A 22,003-nucleotide genomic window follows, 5' to 3' on the forward strand; every position below is an offset into this window, starting at 1 on the left:
TGCTGTCATGGTTTTATAAGTGCGGTTAGTTATTTTATAATCAGGCTGGTTTGTTTTTGCCTGTGAATGTACTTTACAATGCTTTACAAAATTTAATCAAGTTTTATTACTTCAGTAAAGCTTATATACGTTATTAGCTTTTCTTATTTAAAGGTAAGCAATGAGGTTAGGATACGCCGAAGTTACAGCAGAATTCAGAATTCAGGAGTAAAACATGCTTTATACCTGGGTAACAGACTTAGCTTGTGTACCTCAGCAACTTGAAATCTGCTGTATCTTTTGTATGACATCACAACTGTATAGATATATAGCTGTAGAAATTTTTATTCTATTTTGGTTCTATTGCCTACTGGACTGGGAATAATAACTTTGTAGATTACCGCTATTTCAAAAAAATTAACCCTCGGCTTACCACTGGGGGCTTTTTTTGTTTGGCAAAATGGCATATCTCTAAATTAGACGATTGCTATGGTGTTTAAGTAGGATACATTCCATGCGAAAAAGTACTGACTTGCATCACCCCTGGCTAACTACCAGGGGTTTTTATTGGAAGTTCTACTGAGATATTGCACCATTCTGAATAACTGTAAAGTTGACAATTTGATATGAGTAGTGATTCTAAAATTCACTGCTTTTCCAAATTAATAAGGGATAGCGATTTTTATTCAAGTAGGGAATGTCAATATAGGCTTATATGGAAGCCAAAAAATCAAGTACAACTAATTAACAATGACAGAAGCTAAAAACGTAATCGGTGGAAACCTAGAAGCCTGCTGCACTTCTCCAATGACTGGGTTTTACCGCGACGGTTTTTGTCGCACAGGTGGTCAGGATTTCGGTTCGCACGTTGTATGTGCCGAAGTGACATCAGAATTCCTGGAGTTCACCAAATCCCACGGGAACGATCTAAGCACACCTGTTCCTGATTCTAATTTTCCTGGGCTGAAGCCTGGCGATCGCTGGTGTTTATGTGCTTCTCGCTGGCAAGAAGCTCTCGATGCTGGCGTTGCTCCACCCGTCATTCTCTCTGCAACCCATGCTAGAGCTTTGGAAATGGTTTCCCTAGACGAATTGAAAAAACATGCCTTAACTTCGTCTTGATCGGGCATTGGGCATTGAAAAGAGGCAGAGGGGCGGGGGCAGAGGGGAAAATTCTTCTCCCCACTCCCCACTCCCCAATTCCAAATCAACCCACTGGAACTTCTACAGGTAGCTTTAATACATCGGCAACCATAGCAATCAATTTAGTGGGGTCTATTGGCTTAGATAAATGCTGCTGAAACCCTGCTGAAAGCGCTTCTAATCGGTCTTCCTCTCGCGTGTATGCTGTTAAAGCGATCGCTGGGATACGTCCTCCTTTTTCTGGTTCCAAAGAGCGCAGTTTCCGAATCAGCGTATAACCATCTTGCTGTGACATGCCGATGTCGCTAATTAGAATATCTGGTTTTGCTTGTTCAATTACTGCTAATGCTTCATCAACTGATGCTACCGCAGTGGCGATCGCCCCATATTCCTCAAACATAAAACTGAGAAAGTTACGGGTATCTGCTTCATCATCTACAACTAAAACTCTTAATCCAGAAAGAGGCGTCGATGCCACAGGGGAAAAAATTTCTCCTGTGGCTTCTCTACTGGCTCTGCTAGTCCTATTGTCTTGTAGCAGTGGTAATCTCACAGTAAAGGTTGCTCCTTCTCCTGTGCCTGCACTTTCGGCAGAGATTTTACCCTTGTGTAGTTCTACTAAATGACGGACGATCGCTAGTCCTAGTCCTAATCCATTGTGCGATCGCGTTGTGGTGCTATCTGCTTGCCGGAAACGCTCAAATACTTTGGGCAAAAACTCGGAACTGATACCAATGCCCGTATCAATAACTTGAATTTGGGCGTATTTGTGAGTTGTTTCTTGTTCTTCACTATAGACTACTGACAAATTCACATCTACCCTGCCACCCTTAGGGGTAAACTTAATGGCATTAGTTAGTAGGTTCCAGACAACTTGCTGTAACCTGGCTGGATCGCCATAAACTGACCCGACCGAAGTATCCAAAACAGTATTTAACTTAATATCTTTTGGTTCTGCTAGGGGACGCACTGCCTCTAAGGCTGCCTCCGTTACCGTGAGCAGATTCACCGCAGATACATTTAACCGCAACTGACCACGGATAATCCGGGATACATCTAAGATATCCTCAATTAGTTGCATCTGAGATATTGCGTTGCGTTCAATCGCCTCTAGGGCGCGGGAAGTGGCTTTTTCATCAAGTTTCTTAGAGCGGAGGATCTTTGACCAGCCCAGCATTGAGGTTAGGGGTGTGCGGAGTTCGTGGGAAAGAACGGCGAGAAACTCATCTTTCATCCGATTCGCTGCTTCTGCTTCGGCTCTTGCCGTCTGTTCTCGAATCACTTGAGCGCGGACTTCTTCTGCTTGTTTGCGTTCAGTAATATCTTCGAGAGTGCCTACATATCCCAGCAATTCTCCTTGACCGGAAAGCATGGGTGATGAGCGAACTTGAACCCAACGCACGATACCATGAGCAGTTTGAAAGCGAAACTCTTCAGAGTAGTCACGACCTTCACAAATGTAGTTAGACCAAGTGGCAACTGCTCGTTCTCTATCTCCTGGGTGAACAGATTCTAGCCATCTTTTTTCTAAACTTTCTGCCGCTCTCAAGCCACAAATTATTTGATAGCGAGGATTAGTATATCTACATCCTCCTTCAGTATCAATTTCAAAAATGCCAACGGGTGAACAAGTACTTAGCGATCGAAATCGTTCTTCACTTTGGCTGAGTTCGGCATTGACAGCTACCAGTTGTGCTGCTTGTTGCTTGACAGCTTCTGTTTTCTTAAATAGTTCTACGAATACTGTGACTTTAGAAGTCAAAATATTGGGGTCTAATGGTTTGAGCAAATAATCAACTGCACCCAAGGCATAGCCTTTAAACAACATTTGGTCGCTGGTGCTAAAGGCGGTGAGAAAGATAATTGGAGTGTGACGCGATCGCCCCCGATTGCGAATCAAGGTTGCAGTTTCAAAGCCATCGATCCCTGGCATTTGCACATCTAGCAAAATCACTGCAAAGTCTTGATGTAGCAGACACCTCAAAGCTTCCTCCCCAGAAGTAGCTCTCACCAGATTCTCTCCCAGTTTTTCCAGGATTGCTTCTAGTGCTAGCAAATTTTCTAGTTTATCATCCACTAGGAGGATGTTTACTTTGGGTTCCATCTGCATGGTTTTTTTTCCGTGATTAATGACAAAGCTTAACCATTTGGGAAGCAATGTTTGAAAGTGTTAAAATCCAGTCTACTGCAACAGCAGAAATTGCTGCTTCTGGCATAACATTGCTCTGGGCTGTGGCAGGTTCTTGTACGATAGTAAGTCCTCCCCGCGCTTTTATTTTCTTAAGACCTTGCTTACCATCTTGGTTTGCTCCTGTCAATATTACACCAATAACTTGCTCACTATAGACATCGGCTGCTGACTCAAATAGCACATCGATAGATGGTCTGGCATAAGAAACAGGCTCATCAGTCGAGAGGGCAAAGTGACCTGGTTCAACCAATAAGTGATAATCTGCTGGAGCTATGTAGATATGTCCTGGTAGTATTTCGTCTTTGTCTTGCACTTCTCGAATCGGCAACGAAGTATATTCTTGTAATAACTCCTGGAGTGTGTTGTTAGACTCCTTGTGACGGTGTTGCACGATCGCGATCGGCACTAGAAAGTCTGCTGGTAAATTACCCAAGAGAATTTTTAAGGCTGATAATCCGCCCAAAGAAGTACCAATGACTACAATTTCAAACGCCACTTGTTTTGTCCTCACACCTGTTAGTGTGACTTGATGGCTCATCAAATCCTTTCAGCATTCTCCAGTTCCACCACAGCTAGTAAGGGACTTCCAAATAAAAAAATATGCCATCCCTGGGGGACGCTACGCGTAGCTTGCTTCCCAAAGGGTACGCTTTTAGGGCAGGGGAGCAGGGAGCAGGAAGCAGGGGGAGGAAAAATCGTTTTGATTCCAAAAATTGGATAATTTATTTTTTGCAGTTCCCTAACTTACCTTGACTTGCCTTTATACCCACTAACGAAAATTATATATTTTTGTCATTTCCATTACAATTAAAAATTTTATCATTGTGAAGTAGTTTACATAAAAAATATGGTTTTTATGGTTTTTTTAAATTTTAGTTAATGCCAGAATCGATACATTATAGAAATATATTTTTGCTAAATAACTAACTTTTAAAAGTTTAATTATTATTGTTTTGACAATTCATAAAAATTTACTTAAGCTAAAGGATAGGTTAAGCAAATCAACAAATGACAGCGATTTGGTTTAGCTACATCAAAAATTGCTGTTGCAGACTATTGGCATGAGGAAATTAATCGCAACAAAAATCATTCCCTAAAGGCAAGTTTACTAAATTTGTCTATAAAAAGCTAAGACATCATTAAGCATATTGCGCCGCGCACATATTGAACAGATTCCGATCAATTATAGATAGATACTTGTAGTGATGGTAGCAGGTATCCATCAATCATTGAAGTTTAACTAGCGATTTTGGATTAAGGTCTTCTGGTTTATATCTCGTCAGGCACGGAATAAATCTAAAATCCAAAAGACGCTCGATAACTCGCTCTAAGCGTTCGCGTAGCGTCTCGTAGAGAAGCCATGCCGTTGGCGCAGCCTCTCGTAGAGAAGGCTTTACGCTACGCTATCGGCAATCCAAAATTGATTGACCACAGTGCGGTAGATATGTCCAGGAGAATACAATGCTTGAGTATTTTACATCATTGAACGACCACAATTTGCCCTATCCAGATACGATTCATCCCATCGTTGTCCACTTCGTAATTGCGATGGTGTTGTTTTCCTTTTTCTGCGATGTAGTTGGCTATTTTACTGGGAAATCCAGTCTTTTTGAGGTCAGTTGGTGGAACATGTTAGTTGCCACGATCGCCATCTTCGTTGCGATTATTTTTGGTCAGTTTGAAGCGGGTTTAGCACAGCCTTACAGCCTAGCTAAATCGGTGCTGAACTTACATACGCTGATTGGTTGGTCGCTTTCGGGAATCATCACGGCAATTACAGCTTGGCGCTATGTAATTCGTGCCCGCAACCCGCAAAAATTACCAATTTATTATTTGGGAGCCGGACTAGTTTTAACTTTGATAGTTGGCTTGCAAGTATATCTCGGAGATGAACTTGTTTGGGTGTATGGATTGCATACAGTGCCAGTTGTGGAAGCACTAAAGGATGGTCTGTTGCGATGAACTCAGAATTAATTGACCAATTGAGCGGCTCTCTAGGCGGAAACGGATTACCTTACACAATTCCCATTCATCCCAACTTAGTCCATCTGACAATAGGTTTGTTCATCATTGGGATGACCTTTGATATTGTTGGTGTTTTGTTCCCCTTTGAAAAATGGGTCTTCAAATTTTTAGCAATTACTGTGGAACGTGACAACTTATTTAATGTTGGCTGGTACAACATGCTAGCTGCCAGCATCATTACATTTTTCACAGTGGCAGCAGGCTTTTACGAAATGCTGTTGGCAACACCACCAGCTGATATGAAAAGTGCCTGGGGATTGCAGGCAATGGAAACTATGCTTTGGCATGGTGTAGGTGGTGTGTTCTTATTAGCGCTGATTGTTGTCCTGACCATCTGGAGAGGATGGCAGCGCTTCGTTTGGGCCAAACAAGAATATAAACAGACAGACAGAGAAGTGCAATGGATCTATCTGTTGGCAGGCATAGCAATCATGTTTATTCTGTACGTCCACGGGACACTAGGAGCGCAAATGGCTGCCGAGTTTGGCGTACACAATACAGCAGATAATTTGCTGCGATCGCACCAAGACCTTAACACAACACTCAAATAAGTCATTTGTCTTTTGTTTAAAGTTATTAACCATCGACCAATGACCAATGACCAATGACCCATGACTAATGACCAATGACTAATTACCATGAAAATCCAGAAGATTTTAAATATTTTGACGCTGCTTACAGGCGCGATCGCAGTGACTATTACGAGTCTCTGGATCGGGCAGCAGGCTTATTCCTGGCTTCCCCCCCAAGCAGCAGCCGAATCCCTACTAATTGATGATTTGATTAGCTTCTTAGTAACCCTCGGTTCCTTCATCTTCTTGGGAGTAACAAGTACTTTAATGTATTCTGTGATCTTCCATCGGGCCATCAAAGATGACTTCACCGACGGCCCCCCAATTGAAGGTAATATCACCTTAGAAGTTGTCTGGACAGCAATTCCAATTCTGTTAGTGTTGTGGATTGCGGGCTACAGCTACCAAGTTTACGAACAAATGGGGATTCAAGGCCCATCGGAAATAGTTCACCTGCATAATCCATTGGGAATGGAATCGGCTTATGCAGAACCAAAAGATGCACCAGCTAATGCTTTAGGTGAACCTGTAGAAAAAATCGACGTACTAGCTAAACAGTGGGCGTGGGTTTTTCATTACCCAGAAAGAGATATTACCAGTACCGAATTGCATTTACCTAGCGATCGCCGGATACGTTTAGCGCTGAAATCACAAGACGTTCTCCACGGCTTCTATATACCTGCATTTCGCCTCAAGCAGGATATTATTCCCAACCATGCGATCGACTTTGAATTTACTCCCATCCGCCCCGGCAAATACCGATTGACCGATTCCCAATATAGCGGTACATACTTTGCGACGATGCAGGCGAATGTGGTTGTCGAATCTCCTGAAGATTATCAGCAATGGCTAGCACAAGCTGCAACCCAAAAGCCATCCGTTGCAAAAAATCAGGCAGCTTCTGAGTATGCCCAAACATCCAATCAATCAGTCCAAACTGGTTGGGTTACAGTTCCACCTGCTGCACCTCCTCTAGTCAATTCACCTGGTTGAAAGGAAAGTAACTATGACTAATGTTCCTATTGAAGGTATCCTTCTCCCTGATGAGAAGCATAACCACGAATCTCCAAGTAATTGGAAAGAATACTTCAGCTTTAGTACCGACCACAAGGTAATTGGTATCCAGTATCTCGTTACCTCATTTTTCTTCTTTCTCGTCGGCGGTATCTTTGCGATGGTGATGCGCGGAGAACTGATGACACCCGAATCAGATTTAGTCGATCGCACCATCTACAACGGTATGTTCACCATGCACGGCACTGTGATGCTGTTTTTGTGGACATTTCCCTCACTGGTTGGTTTTGCCAACTATTTAGTACCCCTGATGATTGGGGCGCGAGATATGGCATTTCCCCGCCTCAACGCCGTCGCCTTTTGGATGGTGCCAGTAGTCGGAATTCTGATGATGGGTAGCTTCTTCGTCCCTGGTGGACCAGCCCAAGCCGGTTGGTGGTCTTACCCGCCAGTCAGTCTCCAGAATCCCACAGGTAACTTGATTAATGGTCAAGTTATTTGGCTCTTAGCGGTGGCAATATCCGGCGTATCCTCAATTATGGGGGCAGTAAACTTTGTCACCACAATCGTGAAGATGCGGGCCCCAGGAATGGGTTTCTTCAAAATGCCCTTGTTTGTCTGGGCAGTATTTAGCGCCCAAATTATCCAACTATTTGGACTACCTGCATTGACAGCTGGTGCGGTAATGCTGCTACTCGATCTCACAGCAGGCACTGCCTTTTTCGATCCCGCCAAGGGTGGTAATCCAGTAATGTTTGAGCATTATTTCTGGTTCTACTCCCACCCTGCCGTTTACGTGATTATTTTGCCCATCTTCGGGATTTTCTCAGAAATCTTCCCAGTTTATTCACGTAAACCCTTATTTGGTTACAAAGTAGTTGCCGTTTCATCGATCTTGATTGCAGCAGTCAGTGGTATTGTTTGGGTACACCACATGTACGTCAGTGGTACACCAGGCTGGATGCGGTTGATTTTCATGCTGACGACGATGTTTGTATCTGTCCCCACAGGAATTAAAGTATTTGCTTGGGTAGCAACTATTTGGGGCGGTAAACTGCGGCTAAATACCCCCATGCTGTTTGCCTTGGGCGGATTAATCATGTTTGTCTTCGCAGGAATCACAGGCATCATGCTTTCTTCCGTGCCCGTTGATGTCCACGTTAACAATACCTACTTTGTGGTGGGACACTTCCACTACGTTCTTTACGGCACTGTGACGATGGGCTTATTTGCCGCCATCTATCACTGGTTCCCCAAAATGACTGGGCGGATGTACTCCGAAAGCTGGGGTAAAATCCACTTCTGGTTAGCCTTCATCGGCACTAACCTCAACTTTTTGCCCATGCACCCCTTGGGATTACAAGGAATGTTACGCCGAGTTGCTTCCTACGCCCCAGAGTATCAATTCTGGAATATCATCGCTAGCCTGGGCGGATTTCTCTTAGGAATGTCCACCTTACCCTTCATATTCAACATGGTGATTTCTTGGATGCAAGGCGAGAAAGCACCTAATAATCCTTGGCGGGCAATTGGATTGGAGTGGATGGTTTCTTCACCACCCCCAGTAGAAAACTTTGAAGAGATTCCCATCATCATCTCTGAACCCTACGGCTACGGTAAATCGGAACCCTTGACTGCTAACCTCTCAGAATAACCCAGGGTATCCTACCGTATACACACAAATCTTTTAGGTTACTCCGTAACTTAGGGTAAGTTAATTTTTGCAGGTCGATGCAACAAACTTGCAGGTCGATACAACAAACTTGCAGGTCGATGCAACAAACTTGCAGGTCGATACAACAAACTTGCAGGTCGATACAACAAACTTGCAGGTCGATGCAACAAACTTGCAAGTCGATGCAACAAACTTGCAGGCCAATGCAATAAAGGTAAGGTCAAAAGACTTGTGTGTACACCGTAGCGCAACTAGCTACGTCTCCTTTGCGTTCTAAATTCAACCTTCAAGCTAAAAGCAAAACTCCACCAATGGACAGTTATATCAATTCAGATGAATTGCACCACACAGCCGCAGAACATACGCACGACGAAGAAGGCAACAAGATGTTTGGCTTCATTGTCTTCCTCCTCTCAGAAAGCGTCATTTTCTTGAGTTTTTTCGCTGGATATGCCATCTACAAAACAACAACTCCTAACTGGCTACCAGCTGGTGTTTCTGGGCTAGAAGTAAAAGAACCGACAATCAACACGATAATTCTTGTCGCCAGTAGCTTTGTAATTTACTTAGCAGAACGCGCCCTTCAACGCCATGACTTAGTGAAATTTCGCCTGTTTCTCTTGACAACAATGGCGATGGGAACTTACTTTTTGGTTGGACAGGCGATTGAATGGAACGGCCTCGATTTTGGTTTCACTTCAGGGGTATTTGGTGGAACGTTTTACCTGCTAACAGGTTTCCACGGTTTGCACGTTTTCACTGGCATTCTGCTGCAGTCAATAATTTTGGTACGTTCTTTCCTTCCTGGCAATTACGACACAGGCCACTTTGGCGTGAACGCGACTTCGTTGTTCTGGCACTTCGTCGATGTTATCTGGATTATTTTGTTTATCCTCATCTACGTTTGGCAGTAAATGAGAATGAGGGAGTAATTTCTCCCTCTGCTTATTTCTCTTTATATCAATTCAATTAATGATTGCAACACATCCTTGGGTAAAGACGCAATGAATGGCGGGGTAAAGTAGAGACGCGATTCATCGCGTCTCTACAAATGGTCTATTTGTCGCATTCTATTTTTAAATTGGTATTAGACTAAATAACTCGTATTTGGCACGATCGCAAATAAGGCATACTCATACCAAGCAGTCCAAATGAAACTGCGAATCCATCGCTGGCGCTTTTCGGGACTCAATTCATATTCAAACGCGCCGCTAGATACATCAATGGAAGATAGGTGAGAGTTACAACCACAGCCGTGTTGATAAGTAAAACCGTATTTGGAAGCAATGCTTTGCACTTTCATCTGAATCGCAAACACCTTACCTGCATGGAGTATGGCATCCCAAGCACGTTTGTGTTCAATATCGCGCTGATCAAATCTTAAGGCGCGTTCTTCAAAAACATGATCGCGGTAAATTGGTGCTAGATGCACATGATAGAAGCTGGCAGGTAGTTCATAACCAAACTCGTTGAATAAATCTATGCCAATGCGAGCCACTTTTACTTCATTAGCATACTCTGTCCCTTTTGACTCCACATCACGGAGAATTTCTGCAAAGTTTGGATAGCTGTGTTTGAGAAAGTCTTGCCCAAAAAACTCTAGGGTTTCCCATGCGAGTTGTGTAAATAGCTGGGAGAATGACGGTATTAAGTGAGCTAGTTGGGGGCGATCGCTAAACAAGTCAACATCACCATGCTCTAATTTATATAAGAACAACTGTGCCATCTCAACATAGCTCTGGGGATGAGAAAGTCCGACACTCGTGGTTCCTCTAGCAATGTCTTGCCATGTAGAAGGTAGTTGAGAAACGTGAACCGCATTTTCTCCAGCAATGACTGCAACAGGAGGACATTCGAGAAGCTGCATCGACAATCTCCTTTAAGACTTTAATGTGTAATTTACCTTAAGTGATGTCTAGCGACAAGCCGCTTCTCTACGTTCGCGCAGCGTGTCGCAGACAGACGCTGCGCGTAGCTTGCTTCTCCGTAGGAGTATGCGTCTACGCATCTATCTTCTAAACACAATTAAAAATGTTTGACAGACTATCTTTTGACAGCGATAGTAACTTTACTCATAATATTTTTTTATAAAATATTTAGTGCTTATTACAATACACTTTTAATTATCTTCTCTCTATTTTTACGGTTAAATCCACCTAAATCACCTTCATCTGGTAGTTCAAACAGTCTAGATTTTAAGCACCAGCTATTTTCTTGTATAGTTTTTCCCCTTTGACTATTTCTTCATAGTACTGTTCATAAGGGGTGAACCTGATAGATTCTTGTTTTCCTAAACCCAAAATACCAAAGGTGCCAAGGCTATTATAAAAAAGTTCGTGTACCCGCTTTTGAAGTACCTGATTGAAATATATCAGGACGTTACGACAAAGAATGACATTAAACTCATTAAAAGAGCTATCAGTTGCTAAATTATGTTGGGCGAAAACAACGTTTTCTCTTAGAGATGCTCGAAATATAGCGTTATCATAAGCTGCTGTATAATATTCTGAGAAAGACTTCTTACCGCCAGCTTTCAGATAAAGTTGAGTATATTCCTGCATCAGTTTCAGAGAGAAAATCCCACTTTTGGCGCTTTGTAATACCTTCTCATTAGTATCAGTGGCATATATGCGGCAACGGTGGTAAAGCCCTTCTTCTTGTAGTAATATTGCCATTGAGTAGACTTCTTCACCAGTCGAGCATCCAGCGTGCCAGATGCGAATAAACGGATAGGTTTGCAAGAAGGGGATAACTTGATTTCTGAAGGCGTGATAAAAGCTGGGATCACGAAACATTGATGTGACATTCACCGTCAGAGCAAGCAAAAATCTTTCTAAATAGGCACGGTTGTGGAGTAACCGTTCTTGCAATGCAGAAACATTTGCTAACCCCTCTAATTCCATAAAGCTCTGAATGCGGCGCTTGAGTGAGGAAAGAGCATAATTGCGAAAGTCATAACCATAGTATTGATACACACCTTCCAAAAGCAGATGTATTTCTATATCCTCCAAGGTTGGCTTGGGCAAAGTCATAGTACGAATTAGCATATATGTTGAGCCAGTTTCAGTTATTTAAATGTGCTGGCAATACAACGAGTTAAGCTGCTTGGAATTAGCCAAAGAAATATTTCCCAAAACACCACATGGAGAAATAATTATTCACATTCTAGAGTGGTAATATTTTTATAATCCAAGTGAATCTTACGCCGAAAATAGCTTGCTGGGTCTATTAAATTTGATAACCTTACTACTTTCAGTTTCACCTCATGGCTGTTATTCCTAAAGCAGCGATCGCTATTATTGAAATCCCAACTAGCCATCTCACCTGATAGCGTAGATTTCTAATCTCTTGGCTGAGATTTTCTCTCTGTGGTATGGGATATGGTTGAAGTTCTGCAACTTCAACAGCTACTTGTTGGGGTTTCTTTTGGGTACTTTTAAAAGTCACCTGCGTATGTAGCCAATTAGTAATTAGTTGAGGACAGTTTTTCTTAAACCAACTTAAAGCCAAAGTTCTAAAAACTGGTTTGGACATTCGCGCAATTAATTTCATTACCCTATTTACGGGTTTCACGCGAAGCTTTTGGTTGATCAGATTGACTGAGCCAACATCATACAGGCAATCCAGAATTAGTTTAACAGTGGCTTCTTCACTGTTAATTAAGTTTTGCAGTAAAAGCAGAACATCGTGCATACGCTCTGCTTCAATAACTTTTTCTGTCAAAGTTTCTGGAGAACTTACTGAAGGACTTACGGTTGTATTTAGGGCGTTTCGTCTTACTATCGTCATATTAGTAACATAGCAGTCATAATAATGTAAGTACACCTGTCTACTGGGAGAAAGATTTTTTATCTAGAGAAAGAACCTAAAAGCCAAAACTTTTTCGTGAGACACATGATTATATGGTGTCTGGAAAAAGGCTATTTGTCTAGTTTCCATAAAACTGTTATCTATTTCTGAATAATTAAACTAGAACTGCGAAGTAGAACCTGCTGGATTCAATGGGAGCATCCGTTGTAGAAAAAATATCTTCATCTTTTATTTAGATGTTAATACCTCAATTTGTGCGACAACCCGTTGTAATTCGTCAATAATTACAGTAGTTCCAGCCTTGCTGAAGGCATCCACAAGCGCCCGATAATACCAAAGAGTTCCTTCTTTACCCCCGTGAAAACGTTCCCAAAGTGACTCGCCCAAAACGCGATAATCTTTGAGAATCGATTGGGCGTTGTAAAGTTTATCTGCTAATGATACGAGCAGTACTGATGGGGAAGCGGTAGAAATATGACCAATGTATGCTTCCTTCCGGTGTCGCCAAGGCGGTTTTGGAGTTGTATCAGCGTCAGTACAACCATCTACAATTGCTGTTACATTGTCACCAAAGCGATCGCGAATTTCTTCTCGTGTTGCAGCGCCACCTTGATCTTCGATCGCATCGTGTAAAAGAGCTGCGATAGCTTCATCTTCATTTGCCCCATATTCTAAAGCAATACTGGCAACACCTAATAAATGGGCAACATAGGGCACGCCTGAACCTTTACGAACTTGGTTGGCGTGCAGTTGGGTGGCGTAGGTAAGAGCTGTGGTAAAGCGTTCTGAGAGCATTGTTATGAAATAATAAAACAGCTTGTAGTCAGATATTGCCCTGGTGTTAATGTCAATTTTATAACAAACTGCTCCAGACACAGAGAACGTAGAGCAGGAGAAGGGTACAGAAGTAATTGAATATCAACCTAAAATTGAGATATCTATCAAGCTTGCTATGGCATTATTATGACCAGCGAAAAAATAACGGTGCAGTCTTTGTATACTGTCACTGATGAAGAATTAATGCTGATGAGTTCGCAAAACCCAGAACTGCGGTTTGAACGCAATGCTAATGGAATGTTAGAAACTATGCCCCCAACTGGTGGAATTTCTGGTAATCGAGAAATAAAAGCAGGAGCCTATTTGTTGAATTGGGTAGAAAGTCAGGATTTAGGTGAAGTATTTAGTTCAAGCACAGGTTTTAGATTAGCAAATACTGCTGTTAGATCACCCGATGCTGCTTTTGTAGCTAAAGCACGTTTGCCAGAAGGTTGGGATGAAGAAGAAGACAAATTTATTAATTTAGCACCCGACTTTGTAATTGAAATTCGTTCTAAAAACGATAGCTTGGCAAACCTCAAAGCCAAGATGGAAGAATATATTAGTAATGGTGTTCAATTAGAATGGTTAATTGATAGTAAAAATCAGCAAGCTTTAGTTTATCGCCGGGATGGTTCAATTACTCAATATCCAGCTACGGCAGTATTAAGCGGTGAAGATGTTGTACCTGGTTTTACCTTGCCTTTAAGAAAATTATTATAAAATTGACCATATAATATATTAATTTTATACAAGGATGCACCAACCCAAAAATTTGTTTAAAACTACACTACAAGCTTTATTTTAAGCAGATTTTGGTGCAGCATTCATTATAAAAAGTAGCATAACGGTTAAATTATCAAGATACTATCTTTCTTTTGAGCGAGATTTGACGACAAGCCGCTCTACATCTGCACCTGAAAACTCCTGGTTATAAAAGCAAAATTTTTTATTAGATAAAATTATATAATTCTACTTTTAGATAGACAATATTTAAATCTATATTCCATCGCCAGATAGATAAGATTTCGATGATAATTTACTTACATTAACTAAAGGATATGCTACTTATAGGAGTTAGTTTGATAATGTCAGAAAGTCCTGGATTAGGAGAGCAGGCGCTGAATAAAGCGGCAGAAATAGGATTATCTAGCCAATTAGATGAAGTAGAAAATTTAGATGTAGACATTAAAACAGACCCTCTGAAACTAATTCAGGGTGAGGTGGATGCAGTCACGATTCAAGGTGAAGGTTTGGTTATGCAGAAAGACCTCCGTATGGAGGAATTGCAAATGCAAATGACTAGCGTTGCCATCAATCCCCTGAGTGTGGCTTTTGGCAAAATTGAACTTACCAAACCTACTGAAGCTAAGGCACAGGTTGTATTAACCGAAGCTGATATTAATCGCGCCTTCAACTCAGAATATGTGCGATCGCAACTGCAAAGCCAAAAAATCCACGTTAACGGGCAATTGAGGACTATTCAACCTCAACATGTAGACTTTCGACTACCAGGCGATGGGAAAGTGGCACTAAATGCCAGTATGAAATTAGTAGAAACTGGTGAAAATCAGCAAGTTGCTTTTTCCGCAGTCCCCAAGATAAGTAGCAATGGAAAAACTGTTGCTCTGGAGAATGTCGAGTATGGCGAAAGTGAGGAAATATCGCCAGAGTTGACAAAAGCTTTGATAGATCAAACTAGCGAAATTCTAAATTTGAGTAACTTCGATTTAGAAGGAATGAGTCTGCAAGTTAACCAACTAAATGTAGAAGTAGGCAAACTAACCCTACAGGCTGAAGCTTATGTTGAAAAAATTCCTTCAGCTTAAAAATAAATAAGACGCTAATAAATTCAGGATACTAATAATGGAAAGTACAGAAACAACGCAAACAGGTTCAACACCTTTTCCAAATATTCCACCAGTTATTGAAAGTAACGACAGTGAGTATGTTGATAGCGGCGTACCAAGCACAGTTGCGATCGCAGGACATCCTCTACATCCCCTGACTGTGATTTTTCCCATCGCCTTTTTAGCCGCCGCCTTGGGAAGTGACTTCGGCTACTGGTTAACTCGTGATTTCTTTTGGGCTAGGGCTTCATTCTGGTTAATCGGACTTGGATTAGGTTTAGGCTTAATTGCAGCAGCGACTGGTCTGAGCGACTTTTTGAAAATTGAACGAGTTCGCAAGCGCACCGCAGGTTGGGTGCATTTGATACTTAACGTTTCTATCCTGGTTTTATCACTCGTCAACTTTCTCCTACGTTTGGGCGACGCTGAGTCCCGAATAGTACCTTGGGGACTGTTGATCTCCCTCGTTGTTGGTACACTCACTAGCGCTTCCGGCTGGTTCGGTGCTGAACTCTCCTACCGACACAAAATCGGTGTAGTAGGCGCTGGTAGCAGAAGATATCCATAACGAAGTAATTCGTAATTAAAATCCAAAATTACGAATTATTAACAAAGAGCAATACAGAGGCTAAAATTTTCGTTAATCTTTAGCCTTGAGAAAGGGCTGCAACACAGTTGTTAGGTGGAATCCCTCACCGATCTGGTTCGCGCAGTTTCCACGGTTGCTGTCTCCAGCCTAATCTCCGTCTTGCTTCGGAAGTATCCACTCTTTGCATATTAACCTCCACAAGCTCTACTGTTTCTCGAAGCAATGCTTCAAGTTCATTGACAGCTACAGGGGCTTGATGACAAAACAAGCCTTCGAGACGAGAGACAAGATTTTCAGGGGCAATCTCCATTTTCTGAATAAATCTGCTCATTCGCTTGAATTGAAATGTTGAGTAATACAAGTGGTTCAAGCCAGACAATACACCGAGAAGATTTTGGGCTGATTCAACCAGGATTTGATAGTACCAGAGCGTTGTATCCCGTTTAGCAAGCTTGGGCTGCATTCCCCAAATTGGGACAAATTTGAGATAATGCTCGACCATCGTTTGCGCGAGTCCATCGGGATAATTCGCAATCTTAGCTTTCCACTGTCCAATCAGGGTTTCGCCATACAACGGAATTCCAACTAGTGTTCCTGACATCGCTTTCATAATCGGAGATTGAACATCAAACTCCTCCAAGATGGTTGAAATTTCCTTTTCCCATTGTGCGATCGTCGCATGAGCAAACTGACATTCAACCCCGTTTACAAGGAAACTCTCACCAATCGCACCCTGTTGGCGATCGCCCAAAATCCCGATCAATGAACCCTGATTTTGCTGACGCGCAAGGTGCAACTCTTCTTCAGAAGGCAATTCATCATAATAAAGCATCACGTCGCAATCTGAGTATTCATCACACAGCCCTTCTGCAACTGAGCCTGTAACCATTACAGCTTTCGTTTTCGCGTTGGTTATATACGCTTTGACATTGCGTTTTACTAATTTCAACAAGTATTGAGTTTTATCAGTCATGGATTGTTATGACTTGTGTAAAGGTATACATCCATGAAAAGCTACGGTTATTTGCTGTTTTTACGTGACAGCTAGTGTAGCAAACCGCGATGTTCTGGTTGTGGGTTCAAGAGTGCTAAGTAACTCTTGGGCATTGCTGAATTAAAGTATGAATCTGGATGTAGAGACGTAGCAGTGCTACGTCTCTACAAGGATTTTGGTATTATGCAAAATCATTTTCATACATGGAATCAGCAACGCCAACTCTTGAGAGAAACGAGGGGATTCAAGTAAGGATGAAAAAATAGCAAAATTCGTTAACTTGATAATACTCCATCAAAGTATCGATCAATTTCTGCCGTAAGTATGTCAAAGTCTACAGGCTTGGTCAAGTGACATTTAAAACCAGACTTAAGCGCAAGCTCTCTATCCTCCTGGCCACCGTACCCGGTGAGCGCAATCAGAATTGAGTGAGTAAATTTGGAGTCTTTACTCAGTTCCTGTGCAACGGCAAATCCATCCATTTCGGGAAGTCCAATGTCACAAATAATCACATGAGGCTCAAACTCTCTTGCAGTTTCTACTCCTGAAATTCCATTATTAGCTATGGAAACTTCATGCCCGAAGTACTCAAGCACTGCTTTTAATGTTATGGCTGAATCGTCGTTATCTTCGATGACTAAAATCTTCAACGATTTTTTAGCCGCTTCTATAATTTCCGGGTCGTTATGCCAAGCTGTAATCTCTTCGCATATAGGGAGAGTAACTTTGAATTCTGCTCCCAAATTGATCCCTCTACTTGAGGCTTCAACATGACCACCATGAAGTTCCACAAGACTTTTTACTACTGAGAGTCCCAGACCTAACCCGCCCCTCGAACGGTCTAAACTGCGATCGGCTTGGGTAAACGGCTCAAATAGTTCTGGTAAAATTGTCGGATCTATCCCTATGCCTGAGTCTCTTACAGATAAAACCCCTACGCTGCCTAAGCCATTTTCACCTGGAATAAATGAGAGATCCACCCAGATGGTTCCATCTGGCTGGGAAAACTTTAAGGCGTTATCAAGAAGGTTCCCAAAGATTTGGAAGAACCGCGTCGGGTCAACATAAGCCCACAGAGGCTTGTTTGGTAGGTCTTGCACTACGTTAAGGTTCGATCTCTTTATTGCTTGTGCATGGTCATTGAGACTCCGGCGAACCAATTCCACCAGATTAACCTTCTCCAGGTTTAATGAAATCTTCCCATAAGTGATGCATGATACATCAAGTAACTCATCGATCAATTTCGAGAGGTGCTTAATCTGGTGCTGCATCATTAAAACTGTTTGTCCGACTGCACCAGTCTCGCCTAGCTTCAACTTGAGAAGCTGAACCCCGTTCGAGATGGGAGCAACGGGATTTCTCAACTCGTGAGCTAGCATCGCAATGAATTTATCTTTAAGGGCGTTTTGGTTCGTCAATTTCTGGAAAAGTTGAACGTTAGCGATCGCAACTGCTGTAGTGTCGGTCAAAATCTCAAGCAGTTCTATCTCTTCGGATGTGGCTCGGTGTTGTGTACTCCAGTAAGCTCCGATCGCACCCAGTGGATCAGAAATCCGTATGGGAACCATCACTAAACTCTTGACAAAAGTTACTTTGTAAGCCTCAATAGGAATTCGAGCATCCTGGTAAATGTCCTCAATCACGGCTGCTTGTTTATTGAGCATCGCCCAACCGGAGATGCAAGACCTGAGCGGAAAACGCATACCTTTCCAAAGTGGGCCAATCGCGTTTTCATCGACATAATGGCAGCATTCACCATCCCGCAGTACAAAAGTTACCCCATCAGCATTAGTCAGATCGCGAGCAGCCAAACGCACAATCTCAATAATTTCTTCAATAGTCCGTACACAAGCCAAATCCTTCACGACCAAAAGCAGTCTATTGTAAGACGAAATACTATAACTCTGATGTGAATTCTGTTTTTGTGAGATGGAGGTTTGTAATATATTTTTCATAAATAACTCCGAACAAAAGGGATGTCTGGGTAAAAACTCAGGTAAAGCGGGTAGGTTTGAGCAGACACCTACTCTTAATCGTAATCTGAACTTTGATGTTAAGAGTATGACCGATTACCGCATTTTTGGTTTTTTCTATTTATGGTATAAATATACTTATTTATGACAAAAATTGCCTTGTAAATATACTTAAATAGCTAATTGTGAGAATGAAAGATGTGTAGGTGTACCCCGTTGTAGACGTTGTTTATGAACATTAATTATTGAACGCAAACAAATTATTTGGCGATCGCCAAATAATACTCAAATCGCTCTCGGAGTTGTTCAACCGTCAAATTTTGAGTCCAGTATTCTACTAGGGCGTGACCAAATGCCCAGGCGTTGTGATCGGGTGAAGCGGAATTTTCCAGCAATAGCGGCCAGAGGGATAGCAATTCAAAGTTGAGCGGGTTAGGGTTAGCTGTATTCAAAAGCGAGAAAAGCTCATATCCCATTTGGAGTTTGCCAATCACAATCGGCAATTGTTCTACAGGAATTTGCTCTGCCAGCATATATGCTAAGGCTGGAGATCCGGTTGAGAGGGTAGAAACAAACTGGAGAACGGGACTTTTGAGCAATGACGTTAGTCCCTGTGTTGTCGCCATTTGGAAGGTATAGTGGTCGATAATTTTAGCAGCAGCGACGGTGCGGACTTCAAGGTTACGCAAAAAGCGGGCGAGACGCAGTTGCTTGGATGGTGCGATCGCATCTATTAATCCTAACGATAGCGCCTCTACTCCCCAAGCGATTCGATTTGTTTTGCTGTCAGATGTAACCAGGGGTAGAACTAGATTACAAAAGTTTCCCAGCAGTTTGGCACGATACTCAGTAGCTTCTCGAATGGCAATTTCTTTTGGGCGATTGCCCCATTCCCAATCATAAGGCGGTTGCCATTCGCGGATGGGACGCAGACGATCTACTTGAGTAACGATCGCGATTGCAGGTAAATCTGCAACTTCTGCTTTCATGTCTTGCAAAAAGTCTACATCCATTTGCAGGGCAGGATCGAGAGCAGGGGTAACTAACAGCAGCAAATCTGCGTTGATGGCATAATCAAGCACCAGATTTCTGAGATCGGCACGGTTGACTTGTTCGTAACCAGGTGTGTCCCAAAGCGTCAGAGTTTCCCCACTTTCAGTCTGCCATTGGTAATTTTGAATGCGATCGGTACTAGGTAAAACATCAACGGCTGCGAGATCCGCCTGAAATAGCGTGTTAATCAGGCTACTTTTACCTGACCCCGTGCGCCCTACCAGCAGAATATTCACGGGTTTTTGCTCAACTACCTCGGCTGGTTCGGCTTGAGCCAGGATTTCTCGGAGTGTTTGGGTTTTTGCCTTAGGTAGAGTTGGTGTGGAAACTACGGTTGCTGAAACTGGTAATGTAGTACGTCCGTAGAGTGCGATCGCCTGCTGACATAAGTTTCTCAGGGCAGCTTCTCGGAATAACTGGCTCAAATTACCTAATAATTGCTGAGTTGCCTGGTTACTAGAACCCTTGCTGGCTTGTTTTGCCACCGCCGCCACTGGATTTAAGACCCACTGTGCCCAGTTCCAAGCTTTCCAGAATTTCCGAGCCGATGGCTCCAACTTCCGATAGACTTCGTAGCCTTGGTATGCTTGCCCAACCGTCACCTGATTGAGGACAGGGGATAACTTTTGCATCCACCGATCCATATCATCCACCGTTCCCCGAATCAGCCCGTAAGCTTGGGGGACGTAAATGTTCAGTAGCGGATATTGAATTTGAGGATTGTAGATATGAGCGATCGCTACAACCAAATCTTGGCATCGCGTCCAAAAAGTTTGCCAATCTTCCCAAATCGGGCGATCGCTTTGTGCTGCTTGCAGAATCTCTTGAAGGGCGGCTTCTGCAAGCTTTGTAACATCACTTCCGACTGGTAGCCCTACTGTATCCTCTGCCGTCGATTCCAGTTCTTCTTGGACTTGGGCTAATACAGCTTCTACTTGGTTAACAGCAGGTTGAGTCCATTTGACCAATAGCCAACGCCAACCCACGAATAAAAGGGTGAATACACCCCAAATCCAATTAATGCCCCACGCATGAATTTGCAAACCGGCGGATACCAGTAAGAAAATAATGATAAACGCGATCGGGATTGCTAAGACGACCCACTGCCACGGTTTTAATCGCACCATTGCCCTATACCTGCCTTAGTTAGACTGCTTATATTCCTATTGTTAATCTAATTAATAGTTCTTTGATGAGTGGTAGATTGCTGGACTGTCTACTGCGGGTAATACAACAGTAAGCGTATTAAACACCTCTGGGAAGTTCAAGAGTAATTAAAAGTACATCAGGCTAGGGAACTATAAGGTTGTAGTTTTAAAGCTAATGGCAATGAACCAACTTTCTGGCATTGGAGAAGGTATTTTTAAACTTTGTAAAACTTATTGGCTTTGGGTTAACCAAATAGTTGACAACCACACAGTTTCAAAGAATAAGCTCAATGAAATGGTTCGCAAGGGGCGTTTCAAAACCCTGGAAGAGGCGGAGCGATCTGCTAAACATAAAATCAAAGTTGCTTTAATTACTGCTCCAGTTATTTTACTGGTAGTTATGATATTTGGCTTACTTCCTAAATCAGAAAATAAGTCAGCAGTTGTTCAAAATATAAAAGATTCAACTCCTGCTCAAATTAACGAGCCAGAGTCACACAATCAAGCAGAACAGACAATGCCCTTGCCTGAATTAAGCAAGACTAATATCGAGGCATCAGTTAAGAAAACTGGATCAGACTTTTCCTACGAAACTTCAGGAAGAGTTCTGGAAAGTGATAAAGCAATTGTTGTGACTTACATTAGTAGTTCAAAGTGTGGCGAGGGAGCATTTGTATTTAAGCAAGAACGGCAAACTACGTTTGATCTATCTTCTCAGACTTGGACTGATAAAGTGAGGGAGTTAAGCAATTGCTTGGGAACTCCACATCAGGAATGGATGGATTTTTCCAAAGAAGACCCTCCTAGTCGATTCAGTATTGAGTCTAGTGGTAATACCACCTTAATTAGAGCTGATCTTCAAGATTATGATGGCTCACTGATTATGAAAGACACGTTGGTAGTCAAATATGCTAAACCAAGGTCTGAACCTACTATTTCACAAGCAGTTGATAAACCCTCATCTTCAACTCGGATTGTTCAAGCAAGCGATGGCTACGCCAATCTACGAAGTTATCCAAGTACCGAAGTAGCTGTTTTAGTCAAGGTTCCAAATGGTACTTCTGTAACCATTCTTAGTAAACAGGCAAATACAGCTGGACAACTTTGGTACAAAGTTCAGGTGGATGGTCAAATTGGTTGGCTCTACTCAGACCTGCTTAAGTAATAAGGC

At 42.4% G+C, this 22,003-nt stretch carries 20 protein-coding genes; 10 read left to right on the top strand and 10 right to left on the bottom strand.

Going from position 1 to position 22,003, the window contains the following annotated elements; all coding sequences use genetic code 11:
* The first annotated feature begins 729 nt into the window (after window positions 1-729).
* Complete coding sequence (locus LC608_RS25060; protein WP_229556156.1) at window positions 730-1,101, top strand: DUF2237 family protein; 372 nt, start codon at window positions 730-732, stop codon at window positions 1,099-1,101.
* 85 nt (window positions 1,102-1,186) lie between these two features.
* On the opposite strand, the gene LC608_RS25065 is transcribed toward LC608_RS25060, so the two are convergent.
* Window positions 1,187-3,232, bottom strand: a complete 2,046-nt coding sequence (locus tag LC608_RS25065) for a response regulator (protein WP_229556157.1) — start codon at window positions 3,230-3,232, stop codon at window positions 1,187-1,189.
* Window positions 3,233-3,248: 16 nt separating this feature from the next.
* Window positions 3,249-3,809 carry a chemotaxis protein CheB gene (locus LC608_RS25070; protein ID WP_229556225.1) on the bottom strand — a complete coding sequence of 187 codons (561 nt, stop codon included), beginning with the start codon at window positions 3,807-3,809 and terminating at the stop codon, window positions 3,249-3,251.
* 965 nt (window positions 3,810-4,774) lie between these two features.
* Here LC608_RS25070 and LC608_RS25075 point away from each other — a divergent pair.
* The 4 genes from LC608_RS25075 to ctaD all read left to right on the top strand — a co-directional run bounded on the left by LC608_RS25075 (window position 4,775) and on the right by ctaD (window position 8,578).
* Window positions 4,775-5,275, top strand: coding sequence for a DUF2231 domain-containing protein (locus tag LC608_RS25075; protein WP_229556158.1), 501 nt, complete (start codon window positions 4,775-4,777; stop codon window positions 5,273-5,275).
* Window positions 5,272-5,889, top strand: coding sequence for a DUF2231 domain-containing protein (locus LC608_RS25080; RefSeq protein ID WP_229556159.1), 618 nt, complete (start codon window positions 5,272-5,274; stop codon window positions 5,887-5,889). Before LC608_RS25075 ends, LC608_RS25080 begins: the two co-directional genes overlap by 4 nt.
* A gap of 87 nt (window positions 5,890-5,976) precedes the next feature.
* Window positions 5,977-6,903, top strand: a complete 927-nt coding sequence (locus LC608_RS25085; RefSeq protein WP_229556160.1) for a cytochrome c oxidase subunit II — start codon at window positions 5,977-5,979, stop codon at window positions 6,901-6,903.
* A 13-nt stretch (window positions 6,904-6,916) separates the two neighbouring features.
* Window positions 6,917-8,578 (top strand): cytochrome c oxidase subunit I, encoded by a 1,662-nt coding sequence (gene ctaD / locus LC608_RS25090; protein WP_229556161.1) that lies wholly within the window; start codon window positions 6,917-6,919, stop codon window positions 8,576-8,578.
* 50 nt (window positions 8,579-8,628) lie between these two features.
* On the opposite strand, the gene LC608_RS25095 is transcribed toward ctaD, so the two are convergent.
* A complete protein-coding gene (locus LC608_RS25095) occupies window positions 8,629-8,823 on the bottom strand; it encodes a hypothetical protein (protein ID WP_229556162.1) in 195 nt (64 codons plus the stop codon).
* 87 nt (window positions 8,824-8,910) lie between these two features.
* Between LC608_RS25095 and LC608_RS25100 the strand changes: the two genes are divergently transcribed.
* On the top strand, window positions 8,911-9,513 hold the full coding sequence (locus LC608_RS25100) for a heme-copper oxidase subunit III (RefSeq protein ID WP_229556226.1): 603 nt from the start codon (window positions 8,911-8,913) through the stop codon (window positions 9,511-9,513).
* Between the two features lie 173 nt (window positions 9,514-9,686).
* Here the strand turns inward: LC608_RS25100 and LC608_RS25105 are convergent, their stop codons facing one another.
* From LC608_RS25105 to LC608_RS25120, 4 genes are all read right to left on the bottom strand, one after another.
* Entirely contained in the window at window positions 9,687-10,466 is a 780-nt protein-coding gene (locus LC608_RS25105) for a hypothetical protein (RefSeq protein ID WP_229556163.1), read from the bottom strand.
* 328 nt (window positions 10,467-10,794) lie between these two features.
* Complete coding sequence (locus tag LC608_RS25110; RefSeq protein WP_229556227.1) at window positions 10,795-11,631, bottom strand: protein-glutamate O-methyltransferase CheR; 837 nt, start codon at window positions 11,629-11,631, stop codon at window positions 10,795-10,797.
* A gap of 226 nt (window positions 11,632-11,857) precedes the next feature.
* Window positions 11,858-12,388 (bottom strand): hypothetical protein, encoded by a 531-nt coding sequence (locus LC608_RS25115; protein WP_229556164.1) that lies wholly within the window; start codon window positions 12,386-12,388, stop codon window positions 11,858-11,860.
* A 249-nt stretch (window positions 12,389-12,637) separates the two neighbouring features.
* Window positions 12,638-13,204: an HD domain-containing protein gene (locus LC608_RS25120; protein WP_229556228.1), complete on the bottom strand. Its 567-nt coding sequence runs from the start codon at window positions 13,202-13,204 to the stop codon at window positions 12,638-12,640.
* A gap of 168 nt (window positions 13,205-13,372) precedes the next feature.
* On the opposite strand from LC608_RS25120, the gene LC608_RS25125 reads away from it, so the two are divergent.
* From LC608_RS25125 to LC608_RS25135, 3 genes are all read left to right on the top strand, one after another.
* Window positions 13,373-13,948, top strand: coding sequence for a Uma2 family endonuclease (locus LC608_RS25125; RefSeq protein WP_229556165.1), 576 nt, complete (start codon window positions 13,373-13,375; stop codon window positions 13,946-13,948).
* A 365-nt stretch (window positions 13,949-14,313) separates the two neighbouring features.
* A complete protein-coding gene (locus LC608_RS25130) occupies window positions 14,314-15,054 on the top strand; it encodes a DUF2993 domain-containing protein (RefSeq protein ID WP_229556166.1) in 741 nt (246 codons plus the stop codon).
* A gap of 37 nt (window positions 15,055-15,091) precedes the next feature.
* Window positions 15,092-15,643 carry a DUF2231 domain-containing protein gene (locus LC608_RS25135; RefSeq protein ID WP_229556167.1) on the top strand — a complete coding sequence of 184 codons (552 nt, stop codon included), beginning with the start codon at window positions 15,092-15,094 and terminating at the stop codon, window positions 15,641-15,643.
* Between the two features lie 124 nt (window positions 15,644-15,767).
* On the opposite strand, the gene LC608_RS25140 is transcribed toward LC608_RS25135, so the two are convergent.
* From LC608_RS25140 to LC608_RS25150, 3 genes are all read right to left on the bottom strand, one after another.
* The gene (locus LC608_RS25140; protein WP_229556168.1) at window positions 15,768-16,637 is read right to left on the bottom strand and encodes a nucleotidyltransferase domain-containing protein; all 870 of its coding nucleotides are present in this window, start codon (window positions 16,635-16,637) and stop codon (window positions 15,768-15,770) included.
* A 296-nt stretch (window positions 16,638-16,933) separates the two neighbouring features.
* Complete coding sequence (locus LC608_RS25145) at window positions 16,934-18,613, bottom strand: ATP-binding protein (RefSeq protein ID WP_229556169.1); 1,680 nt, start codon at window positions 18,611-18,613, stop codon at window positions 16,934-16,936.
* Window positions 18,614-18,891: 278 nt separating this feature from the next.
* Window positions 18,892-20,811: a GTPase family protein gene (locus LC608_RS25150; protein WP_229556170.1), complete on the bottom strand. Its 1,920-nt coding sequence runs from the start codon at window positions 20,809-20,811 to the stop codon at window positions 18,892-18,894.
* A gap of 202 nt (window positions 20,812-21,013) precedes the next feature.
* Between LC608_RS25150 and LC608_RS25155 the strand changes: the two genes are divergently transcribed.
* On the top strand, window positions 21,014-21,997 hold the full coding sequence (locus LC608_RS25155) for an SH3 domain-containing protein (protein WP_229556171.1): 984 nt from the start codon (window positions 21,014-21,016) through the stop codon (window positions 21,995-21,997).
* The last annotated feature ends 6 nt before the right edge of the window (window positions 21,998-22,003 follow it).

Source organism: Nostoc sp. XA010 (assembly GCF_020829625.1).
GTDB lineage: Bacteria > Cyanobacteriota > Cyanobacteriia > Cyanobacteriales > Nostocaceae > Nostoc.

Excerpts from the sequence above, each read along its gene's own strand:
- LC608_RS25060 (WP_229556156.1), top strand. The coding sequence starts at position 730 with ATGACAGAAGCTAAAAACGTAATCGGTGGAAACCTAGAAGCCTGCTGC.
- LC608_RS25065 (WP_229556157.1), bottom strand. The coding sequence starts at position 3,232 with ATGCAGATGGAACCCAAAGTAAACATCCTCCTAGTGGATGATAAACTA.
- LC608_RS25075 (WP_229556158.1), top strand. The coding sequence starts at position 4,775 with ATGCTTGAGTATTTTACATCATTGAACGACCACAATTTGCCCTATCCA.
- LC608_RS25080 (WP_229556159.1), top strand. The coding sequence starts at position 5,272 with ATGAACTCAGAATTAATTGACCAATTGAGCGGCTCTCTAGGCGGAAAC.
- LC608_RS25085 (WP_229556160.1), top strand. The coding sequence starts at position 5,977 with ATGAAAATCCAGAAGATTTTAAATATTTTGACGCTGCTTACAGGCGCG.
- ctaD (WP_229556161.1), top strand. The coding sequence starts at position 6,917 with ATGACTAATGTTCCTATTGAAGGTATCCTTCTCCCTGATGAGAAGCAT.
- LC608_RS25100 (WP_229556226.1), top strand. The coding sequence starts at position 8,911 with ATGGACAGTTATATCAATTCAGATGAATTGCACCACACAGCCGCAGAA.
- LC608_RS25105 (WP_229556163.1), bottom strand. The coding sequence starts at position 10,466 with ATGCAGCTTCTCGAATGTCCTCCTGTTGCAGTCATTGCTGGAGAAAAT.
- LC608_RS25110 (WP_229556227.1), bottom strand. The coding sequence starts at position 11,631 with ATGACTTTGCCCAAGCCAACCTTGGAGGATATAGAAATACATCTGCTT.
- LC608_RS25115 (WP_229556164.1), bottom strand. The coding sequence starts at position 12,388 with ATGACGATAGTAAGACGAAACGCCCTAAATACAACCGTAAGTCCTTCA.
- LC608_RS25120 (WP_229556228.1), bottom strand. The coding sequence starts at position 13,204 with ATGCTCTCAGAACGCTTTACCACAGCTCTTACCTACGCCACCCAACTG.
- LC608_RS25125 (WP_229556165.1), top strand. The coding sequence starts at position 13,373 with ATGACCAGCGAAAAAATAACGGTGCAGTCTTTGTATACTGTCACTGAT.
- LC608_RS25130 (WP_229556166.1), top strand. The coding sequence starts at position 14,314 with ATGTCAGAAAGTCCTGGATTAGGAGAGCAGGCGCTGAATAAAGCGGCA.
- LC608_RS25135 (WP_229556167.1), top strand. The coding sequence starts at position 15,092 with ATGGAAAGTACAGAAACAACGCAAACAGGTTCAACACCTTTTCCAAAT.
- LC608_RS25140 (WP_229556168.1), bottom strand. The coding sequence starts at position 16,637 with ATGACTGATAAAACTCAATACTTGTTGAAATTAGTAAAACGCAATGTC.
- LC608_RS25145 (WP_229556169.1), bottom strand. The coding sequence starts at position 18,613 with ATGAAAAATATATTACAAACCTCCATCTCACAAAAACAGAATTCACAT.
- LC608_RS25150 (WP_229556170.1), bottom strand. The coding sequence starts at position 20,811 with ATGGTGCGATTAAAACCGTGGCAGTGGGTCGTCTTAGCAATCCCGATC.
- LC608_RS25155 (WP_229556171.1), top strand. The coding sequence starts at position 21,014 with ATGAACCAACTTTCTGGCATTGGAGAAGGTATTTTTAAACTTTGTAAA.